Here is a 15,933-nt window from a genome sequence, read left to right as displayed (position 1 = left end):
GGTTAAAAATCCGCAGCCGGCTTTTCTCTTTTTCATGGGAATTACACTGCTCTGGTACGATCGATCCGGCCAAGGAAAAGCGCCAGGCCAAGGCCGACGGCAAACATTACCAGGCTGACGATAAAAGCAATCACACCGTCATTTAAGCCGGGAAATATAACGTAAAGCGACCCAAGGAGCAGGCCGGTAATCACCGCATACGTTCCGACAGTATGAGCACGCAGCAGGTAACGAAGGAGCTTACTCATAATGGCGATCCCTACGAGCACGCCGACGCCGAAGGTGAAAAGCACAGGCAGGTTCAGTTCTGTTAAGGCGTTGATCACCGTCTGATAAACCCCGATGATTACGAGCACAAACGAACCGCTGATGCCGGGGAGAATCATCGCTGTGCTCGCAAGCCATCCTGAGAAAAATAAGGTGGCAAAGCTTCCTGCGCTGCCGGTGGCAATGACAGCTGTCTCCTCATCCCCCTGGAAAAGACCTGAAAGAAGGACAATTACGGCTGCGATCAGCAAAATGACGTAATGATGCTTTTTAAAATTCGTTTTGTAATTCACCTTGTATAAAATAAAAGGAATCGTTCCGAGAATTAATCCAAAAAAGAAGAAAAAAGTCGGCTGCGGGTGTTCGGCAAGCAGCCATTCAAGCAGATGAGCAAGTGACAGAATAGCTGTCCCCATCCCTACACCGAGAGGAATTAAAAAGCCGAGCTGCTGCTTCCACTGGCGTGAAAAAAGCAGGCTGATGGCAGACAACAGCCGGTAGTAAATACCAAGGATTAACGCCAGAGTGCCGCCGCTTACGCCCGGTATAACGTCACTAGCTCCCATGGCCATGCCGCGTAAAATATTTTTCCATTCAATCATGTACATCGAGACTCCTCGTTCATCAAAATTGGTTTATGTAAAAACTGCAAATTTTTCACAGCATCAATTCTTTATATCATGTTTTGAAAGAAATTACTATAAGTCGCCTGCGGCCCATGAAAAAAACCGAACGAAGGGTTCGGTTTAAAAAACGGCGCCGGGCTCAAGTTCTTCATTTTCTTCACGCCGCAGGCTTCGTTCAAATACAAACGGGCCAAATGGGATGACGGATACAATAACGGCAATAAGCATGCGCAGAAATGGCCAGCGCTTCTGTATCCAGACAAATAAAGCAATAGCTACATACAGGACGAACAATCCGCCATGGGCAGCTCCAACGACACTGACAGCCATGTCAAAGCCTGCCCCATATTTTAAAGGCATAGCAATAAAGAGCAGAAGCAGAAATGAGATTCCTTCAATGATACCGGCCCATCTAAGCGATTGGAGAGAATTCATGCACGGCCTTCCTTTCTAATGTCAAAATCACGATAAGAATATATCGTTAACATAGCACAGGGAAAGAACCGGTACAATGGACGAATTGTGACAGTTGAATCAGGGGCGGGCTGCAGCATATAAGCTGACGGAACGGTTCCACCGTTTTACAGGACGCTGATAAGTCATCCCAATATTTTCAGCTACTTTAATAGAAGGCGTGTTTTCAGGATCGATGATTGATATAAGCATTGAAATATCGAGTGAATAAAATGCGAAATTCCGGACCGTAGCAGCGGCTTCAGATGCATATCCGTATCCCCAGTTCTCCGGTGTGAACAGGTATCCAAGTTCAATAGAAACGCTGCCCTCTATTTTTTCGGGGACAAGTCCGCACTGGCCGATAAAACGTTGGTTTTGCCGGTCTTCCACGATCCACATTCCGACCCCGTACGATAGATAGTGATTTTTATTCCAATGGATCCATTCATCGATTTCTTTTTCGGACTTTAACGCGGAGTAATAGCGCATAACGTCTTTATCCTGGAAAATGTTTTTCAGCAGCCGGTGATCATTATGCTGCATGGAACGAAATGAAAGACGTTCTGTGGAGCTGGGTAGTCGCAACGCTTTCACCTCTTTGATTAATTGATGACTGTCAGTGTTTCGGTAAAGCATTCATATGGCTGCTTAAAGCTGCCTGGAAAGAATATTCTTTTGAATTTCCTGATTTTTTTCCGCAAACCGCTCGTTGTGGGAAGATACCATGGCTTTTGCGCCGGCACCGGGTTCAAGAAACTGTTTTACGCTGTTCGCAGCTGAAGCACCTTCCACAAATGCGCCGGCAATCAAATGGACTTTTCCCTGGTGGCTGGTAATATCCCCGGCAGCAAATAAACCTTCGATATTTGTCCTCATCTGCTCATTTACGAGGATTTTATTTTCTTCTGTCTGCAGCCGCAGGTTTTCAAGAAGCTCGAACTCCATCTGGAAACCGTGATTCACGATGACAGCATCCACTTCTTTTTCCATACTTTCGTTGGTCTCAAGGTTTGTGCAGAGCACCCGTTCGATAGCAGTGCCCTCGTCGTTGCCGTGAAGTTCCGAAAGAGCAAACGGCGTCTGTACATTTACTTCGGAATCCTTCATTTCCTGAACGTGCCGTTCATGACCGCCGAATTCATCGCGCCGGTGCACGACTGTGACTTCGCTTGCGATCGGGCAGAGAGCGTTCGCCCAATCCACAGCAGAGTTGCCTCCTCCGGAAATAACGACCTTCTGGTCACGGAATCGCTCAAGCTGCTGAACGGTATAGTGCAGATTCGAAAGCTCAAATTTTTCTGCGCCTTCGATGTCGAGCTTTTGGGCATGAAGAATGCCGTGGCCGACAGCAATGATAACCGCACGGGAATAATAGATGCCTCCTGTTTCTGCCTCCAGACGGAAAAGCCCGGTCTCTTCCTTTTCCACATGAATAATTTTTTCATTTGTAGTAATTGCCGGGTGAAACGTTTCTGCCTGGGCCACCAGCTGATCCATCAGCTGTTTTCCGGAGGAAGGAGGCAGGCCGCCGACATCCCAGACGATTTTTTCAGGGTAGGCGTGAATTTTTCCGCCCAGATCAGGCTGCGCTTCGATTATATGGGTATCGAGCGCACGCATCCCGCAGTAAAAAGCAGTGTATAGACCAGCAGGACCGCCGCCGATAATAGTAACATCATGTATGTGAAAGTCAGACAAGGTGTCCAGCTCCTTTAGTGATAATCGTTATCAATTACATTGTACGCTCTTTTTGTACAAAAGTAAAAGAAAGATGGGAAATAGCTTCACAAACATAAAATGTTCCACGTGGAACATTTAGCATTTCGGGGGGAGAGAGCTTATAATACATGCCAGCGCTACGTTCAGTAGAACGAGTAAGAAAATTAAATAATTAAAGAAGTTTTATTCTCCAGTGCGGGTTCCGATGGCTGTAAAAAGCGGTGTTACAGAAAAATGCTTCTTTTTTGTGATAAGCGGCGAAGGAAAAGAGCACGTAAAATAAGTAAGCGGTCCATCATAGATATTCTTAAGTATAAAAAAGCCCTGCAGCAGCTGCCGCAGGGCTTTCCTTTTATGAGAATTATTCTTTGGCGGAGGCAGACGTTTGCGCATTGGCTACTTGGATATCGTTGTCATTCACCGTGATAGCAATATTTTGCACGTCTTCCTCTTCAAGCATAAGATCAGCAATGCCGTCTTCTACTTTCTCTTCGATTACTCTGCGAAGAGGGCGGGCACCGAATGAAGGGTCGTAGCCCTGATCGGCAAGCATGCGTTTTGCATCCTCAGATACGGTAACATTCAGTCCCTGCTCGCTGGCTGCTTCCAAGATGTCTTTGAGCATAAGATCTACAATGGTAACAAGGTCTTCGCGAGCCAGTTCTTTGAAGCTTACAATGCTGTCGAAACGGTTCAGGAATTCAGGACGGAAATAATCGCTGAGGGATTCCATGATTTTTGGTTCTACCTGGTCTTTGTCTCCAAAGCCTACCGTGACGCGCTTCATTTGCGAGCCGGCGTTTGAAGTCATGATAATGACTGTATCCTTAAAGCTGACCGTGCGTCCCTGACTGTCGGTCAGTCGGCCATCTTCCATGATCTGCAGGAACATATGCTGCACATCAGGATGCGCTTTTTCAATTTCGTCCAGAAGAATGATGCTGTAAGGCTTCCGGCGCACTTTTTCTGTCAGCTGGCCGGCTTCATCGTGTCCGACATATCCCGGTGGTGAACCGATAAGCTTGGACACAGAATGTTTTTCCATATACTCACTCATGTCGAGGCGGATCATTGCTTCAGGGTCGCCAAACATTTCAGAAGCGAGTGTCTTGGACAGCTCGGTTTTCCCGACACCGGTTGGTCCGACAAATAGGAAGGAACCAATTGGGCGGCTGCCGCGGCGAAGGCCGGCACGATTTCTGCGAATCGAGCGGGCAACTTTGCTTACTGCTTCTTCCTGCCCGATAACATTTGCATTCAGACGTTCAGGCAGGTCGCGCATTTTCTTTTGTTCATCACGCTGGAGGCGGCGAACCGGGATACCAGTTTTATTTTCTACAATCATCTGGATCGTTTCTACATCAACGGTTGGTGTTTCTTTTTGGATATTGCCGTTTTGTTCGGCTTCCTTAACCTGCTCCTGCAGCTTAGCCTCTTCGTCGCGAAGCTTAGCTGCACGTTCGTAATCCTCCTGCTGAGTGGCGCGTTCTTTTTCCGCAGCAATCTGCTCGAGGCGGCTTTGCAGGGATTCGCTGTCATCATCGCTGTGAGCGAGGTTTATTTTGGAGCCTGCTTCATCCATTAAATCGATAGCTTTGTCCGGCAGGAACCGGTCCTGTACATAGCGGTTGGATAAATTAACGCAGGCTTCAAGTGCTTCATCGGTAAAAGCCACATGATGGAATTTTTCATAGTTTGCCTGCAGGCCTTTTAAGATCGCTACGCTGTCTTCGAGGTTTGGTTCGTTAACCATGACCGGCTGAAAGCGGCGTTCAAGCGCTGCATCTTTTTCAATTTTGCGGTACTCTGCGAGTGTTGTTGCACCAATCAGCTGAATTTCTCCCCGGGCGAGCGCCGGTTTCATAATATTGCCGGCGTCCGAAGAACCTTCTGCCGAACCTGCGCCAACGATTTGGTGAACCTCATCAATAAAGACGATGACGTCCTGGCGTTCCTGCAGCTCTTTCAGCAGCTGTTTCATGCGTTCTTCAAACTGGCCGCGCACCCCGGTATTTGCTACAAGGGAAGTAACGTCGAGCAGGTAGATGCTTTTATTTTTCAGCTTGTTTGGCACGTCGCCTTCAGAAATGCGGAGGGCGAGGCCTTCGGCGATGGCTGTTTTACCGACACCAGGTTCACCGATAAGAACCGGATTGTTTTTATTGCGGCGGTTCAATGTTTCAATGACCCGCTCAACTTCTTTATCGCGGCCGATGACTGGATCAATGAGGCCGGCGCGTGCAACATCAGACAGGTTTTTACCTAAGTCGTCAAGAAGACCTCCGCCCTGGCCGCCGCCGGATTGAGCCTGTTCCTGACCCTGACTGGAGCCTTGTTCTGCTCCGCCGCTCATCATGTTGTTGAAGAATTGGTCAAATGGGGACTGGGAGCCACCGAAGCCGCCCTGGCCGGATGGCTGATTCATATTTTGACGAATTTCTCTATAGCACCGTTCACAGAGGTGCATTTTTTGATGACTTCCATTAACATTCATGTTCAGTTCAATGCGTGCTGGACGCTGTTCGCAATGTTCACATCTCATCATACTGAACCGAACCTCCTTATTTTAAAGTAGTATTATTGACGTGTGCATCGTTCATTTTCATCTTCGGAAGGTCAGAATTATTTCATTGACTTTGACTATCTTTGACCTTGTAACAGTATTATATACCCGCTTCCCGTATAATGCAAGAGATAAGTTTGATTTTCTCTGACCAATTGATTTACACCTACATAGTAGGAAATAGGGAAGAGAAATTCAAGAAATATGCTCGGATGGCATCTGTGAAAAAACGGTAAAGAATGTATTAACGTTTTTGCGAAAGTCTAAACATCTCTGACCAATAAAAAAATTGACTTCAAGGGAAGAAAAGCAGAAAAGGTTTGCAGGGAAAAAGGGAAAGGAAAAGAAACGAAAATGTTTAGAAAGGACGAAGCGAAATGAGAAACAATGAAAAGCGTTCACCCGCTAAAACATACAGATTATCAGAACCACGACATTTGTTTGGAGAAAGCCGTCCGGTGCCAAGAAGAACATTTCCAGTCGAGAGGGGGCGCCCGGTGGAGGTAAAACGAAAAATTGAAAATGGGAATCCGGTGGAAGCAGTGAGTGTGGCCGGAGAGCTAAAGGTAAAACTGTTCCGGTGGACACTGCTCCGTGTAGATATCCCTGCGCTGACAGTCCATCTGCACCGGCCAAAAAAATGAGCGGATAATGATTCGAAGACACGCGGATCAAGACACATAAGCTTTCCCGCTTTTTTTAAATGGAAGGCAGAGCCGGTAGCTGATAAGACCAACAACTCCCAGGAGAACGAACAGTGTCGACATTCCTGCAGCAGGAATGACGGCACTTGCGGTAAGCATAAAACTGCTGAGGAGAAGAGCGGTATTATACATCATTGACTCCATGGCCATATAAGAACCGCGGGAATCATCGTGAACGATGCCAGCGAGGATAGTCTGGCGGACCGGAATATAAATGATCTCTCCCAGAGTAAAGGCTGCAGCAGCTAGGATGAGGACTAAAAATGAAGTGCTGAATCCGAAAAAACCGAAGGCGAGGGTGTAAATACCGAGCCCGGCGGCCAGAACTTTTTTATAATCGAGGGAGGAAACCCGGGCCGAAACCGGCATAGTAAAGAATACAACGCCGAGGGTGTTAATAAACATAATAAGGCTGAACATTCGTACGCCCGTGAGTTCAAACCCGCCCAGCATCATATGAAATTGTTCATCCAGACGCACGGCCACGTATTTATCCAGCTGAAATTCCAGGCTGGCAATACATACAGTCCCTACTAAAAAGAAAAGAAATCGACGGTCCTTCAATACGGCTGCATACCGCTTCCATATAGTGAGCGGTACCTGAATCTGCCGGGAGAGGTTCCTGGAAAACGGAACGGTCTGTTGTTTTTCCTTTAATTTAAATGCGACGACGTACCAGATACATATGCTCACGAGAAATAAAGCAACAAATAAATAAAAGCGCCCGCTTTCGAAAAACAGTCCCCCAATAACTGCACCAAAGGCGTATGCTACATTGCCAAGCCAGTAGGCAAGCTGGTAAACGTAAGGGCGCTCTGCTTCAGAGCTGTAATCAATAATCATTGCTTCGGATGGCGGGTCAGCAGCGTTAAAACAAGCGTTAGCGATAAGAAAAGCTGCAAATGTAAGCCATACAGATTCTAATATGGGAGAGCTTGCCAGGGCCATTACACCAAGGCTCAATACCTGCAGCCCCTGAGCGGTAACTATAATTCGCTTTCGGCCGATGAGATCCGATAAATGTCCGGTCCATAAACCAATTCCGATGCCTGCGGCCATAGTGAATGCGAGCAAAAGACCGGCGGTGCCGGCTCCGAGATGACTGCTGAAATATACCGCCATAAACGGAAGAATGGCCATCAATACAAATTCCATAGAAAAATCAGTAATAAGACGTATTTTAATGTTTGTGTGCAGTGCCTGGAATTTAGTCAACGCAGATCTCTCTTTTCCAATAATATTGAAGTATAAAAATGATAATACCTAAATATGGAAATGTTATCAATGTGTTTCCTGTAGCTTTTAAAATATAAAAATCACGTACTCTGACTATAAACTCCCTTCCGCTTAGTCTTTTCTTTTCACGTTGGACGTGAGAAGATCACGGTAGACAGCATTTTGTATGCGCTGACATTTCAAGGGAAAGGGTGACTGTGATGACTTGGGAACCAGAAGAGATGAAGAAAAGGGATGAGGAAAGTATTTGGCATGCTATGAGGCCTTACAGCCCGGGGGGAGGGATGGTTGTAGAGAAAGCGGAAGGCTCATGGGTAACAGACGTGGACGGAAAGCATTACCTTGACGGAATGTCCGGTCTCTGGTGTGTCAACGTCGGCTACGGGCGGCAAGAAATTGCCGAGGCGGCCTATGAACAGATGCTGAAGCTTCCATTCTATCCTTTAACGCAGAGTCATAATCCGGCCGTGCAGCTGACTGCAAAGCTTGATGAATGGCTCGGCGACGGCTATATGTACTTTTTTTCCAATAGTGGCTCGGAAGCAAACGAAACAGCATTGAAGCTGGTGCGTCAATATTTTCAACAGATCGGCGAAGGCAGCCGCTATAAGACTATTTCACGCTACCGTACCTACCATGGGAGTACACTTGCCACCATGGCAGCAGGGGGACAGACGCAGCGGAAATACCGGTACGATCCGCTTCCGCCGGGCTTTGTGCATGTAACGCCGCCGGACCCGTACCGCAAGCCTGAAGGCCAGAGTGATGAAGAGTACAGCCTAGCTTGTGCTGATGAAATTGAACAGGCCATTTTATGGGAAGCGGAAGAATCTGTAGCAGCGGTTATTATGGAGCCTATCATCACCGGCGGCGGAGTGCTGATTCCCGAGGCCTCCTATATGAGACGAGTGCGGGACATCTGTGACCGCTACGGCGTTCTTTTGATCAGCGATGAAGTTATTTGCGGGTTTGGACGGACCGGGAAGCGCTTTGGGTTTATGCACGCAGATGTGAAGCCGGATATTGTAACGATGGCGAAGGGAATAACGAGCGGATATATGCCATTATCTGTAACCGCAGTGCGAAAGGATATGTACCAGGCGTTTACAGGAAGTGAAGCCTATGACCATTTTCGCCACGTGAATACCTTCGGAGGCCATCCAGCTGCCTGCGCAGCCGCTGTGAAAAACCTGGAAATCATGGAGCGGGAAAAGCTGGTGGAACGATCGGAGAAAAAAGGCAGGGAGCTTCTGGAGTCGTTAAAGGAGCTGGAAGAGCTTCCCTGTATAGGTCAGGTACGGGGACGTGGGCTTCTGGCTGGTATTGAATTTGTCGAAGATAAAACGACTAAAAAGGCAGCACCGGAAAAGCTCGTGAAGCAGGTTCTTGCAGCCTGCAAGAATGACGGGGTCATTGTCGGTAAAACGTCCGATATTGCCAAACACCATAATAATGTTTTAACTCTTTCCCCGCCACTGAACATCGAAGACAAAGATCTCCAGCTGCTCATTACCACACTGAAAAAGCATGTAAAAGCTGCAGTGCATCCGGCATAAAATACAGAAATGTCCCCGCCTTGAGTAGGGGGCATTTCTATGAAGGTTTTTCTACTTTCTCAATCAAAATGAAAGCGCTTTCTGTTATAATTAATATTAGGAAACTGTCGGTTAAGCCAAAATGTATTTAATAACGGATCAAGGGCGGGAGGCAGGGTGATGGAACACTCATATTTGCCGGCTGTTCATGACGCCATTACGTACATGCATGAACATCTTCAAGAACCAATGGATCTTGCCGGGCTGGCCGCGCAGGCTGCCTATAGTCCGTACCATTTTTCGCGACTGTTTAAAAATAGTGTCGGGGTGCCGCCGCTGTATTACCTATCTGCTCTGCGGCTTCAGAGGGCAAAGGAGCTGCTGCTTGAAACAGCTCTTCCTGTACGTGACATTGGTATGGAAATCGGCCAGCAGAGCGTAGGAACGTTCACCACAAGCTTTGCGTCGAGGGTAGGAATGACGCCGGGAGTTTTTCGTGCATCAGCTGCTTCCACAGAGGAATCTTTGTACTCGTTAAGAAAGTCCCGCCATTGGGCCGAGCCGGTTTTTCCTTCGGCGAAAACGTGTGTCAGAGGCCGTATTTACAGTGAAACGCCTTTTGAAGGGTTTGTGTTAATCGGACTCTTTCCCCGGCCGATGCCGGAGGGCCTGCCATTGTACGGCACGCTGTGCGATGCGTCGGAAGAATACTGTATCCGTGGGGTGAAGCCGGGAATATATTACATGATGGCTACCTCGGTCGCCTGGAAAATGAAGACTGCCGATATTCTCATCCCTCATCACACACTTCGCACACGCTCAAAAGAGCCGTGTCATGTAGACGGAGCACTTGCAGAAGAAAATAGAGACGTTTATTTATACCCGCCGCGCCTCGATGATCCTCCCATTCTCATATCATTGTCGCTATTGATGAATAATTTTCTAAAGCGCCAGGCTAAAACCGCAATCGGGAAGAAATAGGGTGGAAGCGACCTTGCTATAGTGAAGGTAATCATTAAATAGAGGAGGATGTGTACGATGATTACCAGGATGACTCCGTACCTCACTTTTAACGGAAAAGCTCGGGAGGCGACTGTTTTTTATGAAAAAGCCCTGGGGACAAAAGTTATCGAAATCCAGACTTATGCAGAGGTCGAAGGCATGGAAATACCACCCGGAGCCGAAGAACTCATTATGCATGCTTATTTAAAAATCGGTGATATGGAGCTGATGCTCTCGGATACCTTTCCAGAAAGCCCTGCTCTGGAAGCTCCGGGGAGCCTGGTGTCGATCGCACTTAGCATGAGTAACGCTTCCTCGGCAGCAGCAACCTTTCACGCTCTTGAAGCCGGCGGGGAAGTAATCATGCCTATGGCAGAAACGTTTTTCAGTCCGGCTTACGGGCAGTTGAAGGATCAGTTTGGTGTGCTGTGGCATGTGGTTGCTTACGAAGAAGGAAAATGACAAAGAGGGAGGTGCAGAGGCAATGAGTCTGCAGACAAAGCAAATATTTGTAAATATTCCGGTTAAAAATCTTGAGGTCTCGATGGAGTTTTTCCAGACTATCGGCTTTTCATTTGATCAGCGCTTCACGGATGAAAATGCTGCGTGCATGATACTGGGAAGCGGTATGTATGTCATGCTGCTCCAGGAAGCATTCTTTCAAACCTTTACCAACAAAAATGTAGTGGATACGAGCAGGGAGGCGGAAGCCATTCTGGCCATTTCTGCAGACAGCAAGGAAGAAGTCAATGAGATTGTGCAGAAGGCGCTGGACGCAGGGGGCCGTCCATCCAACGAACCGATGGACGGAGGCTTTATGTACGGATGGAGCTTCCAGGACATCGATGGGCATCTCTGGGAGGTAATGTATATGGATGAAAACGCAGTGTAGCAGTAGAGCATCAGTAAACAACAGCAGCTTCATCCGGAAGAAAGGAGCAGAATTTAATGGAAATCATGCCATTCCAGGAATGGAAGGAAACAAAACTGACCCTTCAGCTTCTCTCTCAGATTCTCGGAAAAATACGGCTTGAAACAGCGCCGCAGGAGCCGCAGTGGGAGCATGTGATGCTTGAAGTTACCCGTAACGGATTCTCTACAGGCATGCTGCTTAAGGAGCACAAGGCATTTGAGCTCGAAATCGACATTCGGAACAGCCGGCTTGTGTTGGCAGTCGAAGATGCTGTGGAAACTAAAGGCCTTGAGGATGGCACGCCCATTCAAGCGTATTACGAGTGGATTTTCAGGTATCTTCACCAGGCAGGGGTGCACGTGAACATCCATCCCAAACCACAGGAAATGCCGGTAACAGTACTTTTTTCAGAAGATCAGACGCATAAACGGTATGATGCAGAGGCAGCCATGAAGGGATTCAAAATGATGCAGGCAGCGTATCAGGAGGAGCTGGCTTTTATCGGGCCGCTGCGGTGCCGTAAAATCAAACCGGGTTTATTCTGGGGCACCTTCGACGTCTCGACGATCATCGTGGAAAATATTCCGGAGCCTTTTCCGGAAGATAAGACAATTGAAAAGGCTGCTTTTGACGAACAGTTTATTGAATTTGGATTTTGGCCCGGCGATGAAGATACAGCTGTGCCTGCTTTTTTCGTGCTGCCATACCCTTTTCAGCAAAAGGATTTAAACAGTCCAGCGCTTGAGCCTGAAGACGCCTATTATGATCAAAACGCAAGTGAATACTTTCTGCCTCTTACAAACGGCTTTGACGAAAAGGCCATACAGAGGTTTTTCCATACGACGTTTGCTTTACTGCATGCAGAACTCGGATGGAAGGACCGGGATTACTTTTACCGCCCGCTTTTAATGAAAAAGCCTCCAACCATTAAATAGAGAAACCCCGTGCAGGAGAGCCTGCACGGGGTTGATGTTTATATGGCTAGAACGCGTCCGTCTTCGTATACACGGTACGTTTGGAGCAGGCCATCGTCGTCCTGCTCAATAAGGGAAAGATCCAGTGCCTGCACCTGGTAATAAGCCTTGCCGCTTTCACTGATCGAAGGGTATTGATCAATTTTCAATTCCGCATCTGTGTCTTCCTGATCTCTTACTGTCTGGAGTGCTTCATAGGGGGTGAATTCCTGCTTCTGTTCCTGCTGAACAGTCGTTGGGGCTTCAGAAGCCTGCGCCGGGACAGCCGATCCTGTTACAAATAAAGCTGCGAGACCGACGATGGAAAAGAATTTTTTCATAGATGATCTCCTTTCAGTTGAAGGTATATTTCTACATTCCCTTGAGGAAATAAAACGTAACCAACAGCAGCAAATTCAAATCGAAAGTTGGACCTCTGCCTGCGCAGTTAAATAGTCTTGAATCATAAGCCCGGCAGAGGAGGCAGCCACTGCTGCAATCCCCGGGCCCTGGTGAGGTTAAGAGGAAACAGCTTCCTGAATATATTTTTCGTAAGAAGCAGCATCTTTATCACTAAACAGCACAAAGCGGATATGCCGAACAGAAGCAGCGTGAGAAAGCTGATCCAAAAAGGCAGGCATAAAATCCTCAAGAGCCTGATCGAGAGGGTAGCCAAAAGCCCCAGTGGAAAGAGCAGGAAACCCAATGCTTGTTATGCCTTTGTCTTCGGCCAGCTGCAGGGCATTAAGGTAGCAGGCACGAAGAAGTTCGTCAGAAGGCTTGTCGACGCCGTATACGGGTCCAAGACAGTGAATAATGTAATCGTTTGGCATTTGAAATCCCTCCGTAATCACTGCTTCCCCGGGGGAAATAGGAGCCAGCGGTTTGCAGGCTTCCTCGAGCTCCGGACCTGCCGCCCGGTGAATAGCGCCGGCAACCCCTCCGCCGATTAAAAGCTGGGCATTGGCGGCATTGACTACAGCTTCGAGACCGTCCTGCTTTGTAATATCGCCTTTTATAGATTCGATAGTAATACCCTTATATTCTGTCTGCATAAAAACTTTCGCCTCCAATCCATTGTTTGTAGAGGCTTTTCCCTCATCTTTGTTTTTTTATGCGGAGAGTCTTTTGTTTATCATTTTTTATACAGGGGTAGGGTATTTACAGGAATCATATTAAAGGAGGCGGGCTAATGGCACATGAACACGCAGATCACGAACAGGAGCATCAAGAACATGAAGGTCATGGCGGCGGACATGATCATCATGAACATCACAGCGCTATGATTGCTGATTTTAAAAGAAGATTTTTTGTATCCATTATTTTAACTGTTCCTATTTTGCTTCTGACCCCGATGATCCAGGGATTCCTTGGTCTCGACTGGGCTTTTCCTTATGATCAGTGGGTGCTGTTCGGACTCGCAACGATCGTATTCTTTTACGGCGGCTGGCCGTTTTTAACCGGAGCAGTAGACGAACTGAAGCAAAAAAGTCCGGGAATGATGACACTGATCGGGCTTGCGGTCGTTGTAGCTTACGGATACAGCACTATGGTGGTGTTTGGCTGGGAAGGCACCCAGTTTTTCTGGGAGCTCGCTACGTTAATTGATATTATGCTCCTCGGGCACTGGATCGAAATGCGCTCGATTATGGGAGCATCAAACGCCCTGCAGGAGCTGATTAAGCTCATGCCTCATGAGGCCCGCCGGGTGAAAGCAGACGGGGAGACAGAAGAAGTCAGCGTGGACGATCTTCAGCAGGGAGACCACCTCCTCATTAAGCCGGGGGAAAAAGTGCCGGTGGACGGAACGATTATAAAAGGGCGGTCCTCGGTGGATGAATCCATGCTGACCGGGGAATCGCTTCCGGTGGAAAAGAACGAGCAGGACGAGGCGATTGGAGGAGCAGTCAACCAGGACGGAAGCTTAACAATTGAAGTAACAAAAACCGGCGATCAGACGTATCTTTCGCAGGTGGTTACGCTTGTCCAGGAAGCCCAGGAATCCAAGTCGCGGGCTCAGGACCTGGCAAACCGGGCGGCTAAATGGCTATTTTATGCTGCGCTTGGGTCGGGCATCGTGACGTTTATTATCTGGTGGCTGGTAAGTGGTTCGACAGACAGTGCAGTAGAACGGGCCGTTACTGTAATGGTCATCAGCTGTCCGCACGCTCTCGGACTCGCAGCTCCTCTCGTTGTTTCTGTCTCTACGGCATTATCCGCAAAACAGGGACTGTTAATCCGAAACCGGCCGCCGTTTGAAAGCTCCCGGAAGCTTGATGCAGTCATTTTTGATAAAACGGGGACCCTGACCCAGGGAAGCTTCGGCGTAACCAACGTTGTCCCAAGCGGCAGTTATGCTGAAGAGCAGGTACTCGAATTTGCCGGCTCGGTCGAACAGGAATCGGAGCATCCGCTCGCAGAAGGCATCGTTAATGAAGCTAAAGCGCGCAATATCAAGCTGCATGAGGTGAAAGACTTTCAAACAATGACCGGCCAGGGGCTTGAAGGAACTGTGAACGGGTCAGCGGTGAAAATTGTCAGCCCCGGCTACATGAAAGACCAGCAGCTGACGTATGATGAGAAAACCTTTGAGGAAAAGGCAGAAGAAGGAAAAACGGTAGTATTTGTCCTTGTTGATGGAGATTTGATTGGAATGGTGGCACTTGCTGATATGGTGAGAGAATCCGCCAAAGAAGCTGTGGAACGCTTAAACGAGCAAGGAATTAAACCAATCATGCTCACGGGAGACAATCAGCGCGTGGCGGATTGGGTAGCTGCCCAGCTTGGCATTGAAGAAGTGTATGCAGAGGTGCTGCCGGACCATAAAGCAGAGCAGGTGAAGAAAGTCCAGCAGTCCGGGCGGAAGGTTGCGATGACGGGCGACGGCATCAATGATGCGCCGGCACTTGCGACAGCGGATGTTGGTATTGCGATTGGCAGCGGTACAGATGTTGCTATGGAAACCGCCGATATTGTACTCGTGCAGAGCAATCCGCTCGATGTGCTTTCCATTATTGATCTGTCCCGGAAAACGTACCGGAAAATGGTTCAGAACCTCTGGTGGGCTGCCGGCTATAACATCGCTGCTATACCACTTGCAGCCGGTGTGCTGGCGCCTGTCGGAATTCTGCTGAGTCCGGCTGTCGGAGCGCTGCTGATGAGTATCAGCACGGTAGTAGTGGCTATAAACGCTCAGCTGCTGCGAAATTAGGAAAAACCCGGAGGGCTTTCTGCCTCCGGGTTTTTTAATGGAATTACCAGGGTTTATTTCACCGTTTATTTTTTTCGAATGTTTCAGCTCCGCTGTCTGTACCTGCAATGACGACATCTGCCATGTCGGCAAATAAACCTGTTTCCACGACGCCGACGAGCTGAATCAGCTGGTGATGCAGCTCATCCGGCCGCTCGATCAGCTGGAAATCACAATCGAGCACGTAGTTGCCGTTATCTGTTTCGAATGGATGGCCGCTATCGCGGCGAAGGACGGGGTCACAGCCCAGCAATTGAATATCTCGTGCTGTTTTCTGCCACCCAAAGGGCGTGATTTCGACCGGCAGTGGAAAGGATCCGAGCTGTTGAACAATTTTGCTTTGATCCACAGCAATAATCAGCTTATCTGCTGCGTCGGCAATAATTTTTTCTCTGAATAGGGAGCCGCCGCCTCCCTTGATCATATGAAAGTCAGGAGCCACCTCGTCTGCCCCGTCAATGGCCACATCTGCTTTCGTCATTTCAGCGGAAAAGTATACGAGCGGCACGTGAAATTCGTTTGCCCACTGCTCGGTAGCAGGGGAGGAGGGGATGCCCTGGACGTGCATCCCCTGCTGAACAAGTTCTCCAAGCTTCTGCATGACCCAGTACATCGTGGAGCCGGAGCCCAGTCCGACAATAGAATTATCTGGAATATACTCGACAGCCTTTGCTGCTGCATCTTGTTTTTGCTGTTCCCTGGACATAAA

The 15,933-nt window shown here is 48.3% G+C and carries 16 protein-coding genes; 7 read left to right on the top strand and 9 right to left on the bottom strand.

Translation table 11 applies throughout. The features are described from left to right. Positions 1-41 precede the first annotated feature (41 nt). The 5 genes from ACTRXG_RS07360 to ACTRXG_RS07340 form a co-directional block, all read right to left on the bottom strand. Positions 42-869, bottom strand: coding sequence for a DUF368 domain-containing protein (locus tag ACTRXG_RS07360; protein WP_474261261.1), 828 nt, complete (start codon positions 867-869; stop codon positions 42-44). Between the two features lie 144 nt (positions 870-1,013). Further along, complete coding sequence (locus ACTRXG_RS07355; RefSeq protein WP_474284482.1) at positions 1,014-1,328, bottom strand: DUF3817 domain-containing protein; 315 nt, start codon at positions 1,326-1,328, stop codon at positions 1,014-1,016. A gap of 99 nt (positions 1,329-1,427) precedes the next feature. Then, on the bottom strand, positions 1,428-1,985 hold the full coding sequence (locus ACTRXG_RS07350) for a GNAT family N-acetyltransferase (protein WP_474284481.1): 558 nt from the start codon (positions 1,983-1,985) through the stop codon (positions 1,428-1,430). A 12-nt stretch (positions 1,986-1,997) separates the two neighbouring features. After that, positions 1,998-3,047: an NAD(P)/FAD-dependent oxidoreductase gene (locus tag ACTRXG_RS07345; protein ID WP_474261264.1), complete on the bottom strand. Its 1,050-nt coding sequence runs from the start codon at positions 3,045-3,047 to the stop codon at positions 1,998-2,000. A gap of 382 nt (positions 3,048-3,429) precedes the next feature. Beyond that, positions 3,430-5,610, bottom strand: coding sequence for an ATP-dependent Clp protease ATP-binding subunit (locus ACTRXG_RS07340; protein ID WP_474282966.1), 2,181 nt, complete (start codon positions 5,608-5,610; stop codon positions 3,430-3,432). A 518-nt stretch (positions 5,611-6,128) separates the two neighbouring features. On the opposite strand from ACTRXG_RS07340, the gene ACTRXG_RS07335 reads away from it, so the two are divergent. Then, positions 6,129-6,275, top strand: coding sequence for a hypothetical protein (locus ACTRXG_RS07335; protein ID WP_474284480.1), 147 nt, complete (start codon positions 6,129-6,131; stop codon positions 6,273-6,275). Between the two features lie 27 nt (positions 6,276-6,302). Here the strand turns inward: ACTRXG_RS07335 and ACTRXG_RS07330 are convergent, their stop codons facing one another. Beyond that, positions 6,303-7,550: an MFS transporter gene (locus tag ACTRXG_RS07330; RefSeq protein ID WP_474284479.1), complete on the bottom strand. Its 1,248-nt coding sequence runs from the start codon at positions 7,548-7,550 to the stop codon at positions 6,303-6,305. Between the two features lie 221 nt (positions 7,551-7,771). On the opposite strand from ACTRXG_RS07330, the gene ACTRXG_RS07325 reads away from it, so the two are divergent. From ACTRXG_RS07325 to ACTRXG_RS07305, 5 genes are all read left to right on the top strand, one after another. Beyond that, positions 7,772-9,127 carry an aminotransferase gene (locus tag ACTRXG_RS07325; RefSeq protein WP_474284478.1) on the top strand — a complete coding sequence of 452 codons (1,356 nt, stop codon included), beginning with the start codon at positions 7,772-7,774 and terminating at the stop codon, positions 9,125-9,127. A gap of 159 nt (positions 9,128-9,286) precedes the next feature. Continuing rightward, positions 9,287-10,087, top strand: a complete 801-nt coding sequence (locus tag ACTRXG_RS07320; RefSeq protein WP_474261268.1) for a helix-turn-helix domain-containing protein — start codon at positions 9,287-9,289, stop codon at positions 10,085-10,087. A 57-nt stretch (positions 10,088-10,144) separates the two neighbouring features. Continuing rightward, a complete protein-coding gene (locus tag ACTRXG_RS07315; RefSeq protein WP_474284477.1) occupies positions 10,145-10,570 on the top strand; it encodes a VOC family protein in 426 nt (141 codons plus the stop codon). Positions 10,571-10,592: 22 nt separating this feature from the next. Further along, complete coding sequence (locus ACTRXG_RS07310; protein WP_474261270.1) at positions 10,593-11,000, top strand: VOC family protein; 408 nt, start codon at positions 10,593-10,595, stop codon at positions 10,998-11,000. Between the two features lie 56 nt (positions 11,001-11,056). Next, the gene (locus tag ACTRXG_RS07305; RefSeq protein ID WP_474284476.1) at positions 11,057-11,956 is read left to right on the top strand and encodes a DUF5996 family protein; all 900 of its coding nucleotides are present in this window, start codon (positions 11,057-11,059) and stop codon (positions 11,954-11,956) included. Positions 11,957-11,994: 38 nt separating this feature from the next. Here ACTRXG_RS07305 and ACTRXG_RS07300 read toward each other — a convergent pair whose 3' ends face one another. Then, the gene (locus ACTRXG_RS07300; protein ID WP_474284475.1) at positions 11,995-12,315 is read right to left on the bottom strand and encodes a hypothetical protein; all 321 of its coding nucleotides are present in this window, start codon (positions 12,313-12,315) and stop codon (positions 11,995-11,997) included. A 177-nt stretch (positions 12,316-12,492) separates the two neighbouring features. Next, the gene (locus ACTRXG_RS07295; RefSeq protein ID WP_474282955.1) at positions 12,493-13,029 is read right to left on the bottom strand and encodes a macro domain-containing protein; all 537 of its coding nucleotides are present in this window, start codon (positions 13,027-13,029) and stop codon (positions 12,493-12,495) included. Positions 13,030-13,166: 137 nt separating this feature from the next. Here ACTRXG_RS07295 and ACTRXG_RS07290 point away from each other — a divergent pair, with 137 nt between their 5' ends. Next, the gene (locus tag ACTRXG_RS07290; protein WP_474284474.1) at positions 13,167-15,185 is read left to right on the top strand and encodes a heavy metal translocating P-type ATPase; all 2,019 of its coding nucleotides are present in this window, start codon (positions 13,167-13,169) and stop codon (positions 15,183-15,185) included. 58 nt (positions 15,186-15,243) lie between these two features. On the opposite strand, the gene rpiA is transcribed toward ACTRXG_RS07290, so the two are convergent. Beyond that, a complete protein-coding gene (rpiA, locus tag ACTRXG_RS07285) occupies positions 15,244-15,930 on the bottom strand; it encodes a ribose-5-phosphate isomerase RpiA (protein WP_474284473.1) in 687 nt (228 codons plus the stop codon). Between the last annotated feature and the right edge of the window lie 3 nt (positions 15,931-15,933).

This window comes from Marinococcus sp. LNSP9103-4 (assembly GCF_056034345.1).
Note: the sequence above shows the minus strand (reverse complement) of the source record. Positions and strands in the feature narration are given on the sequence as shown.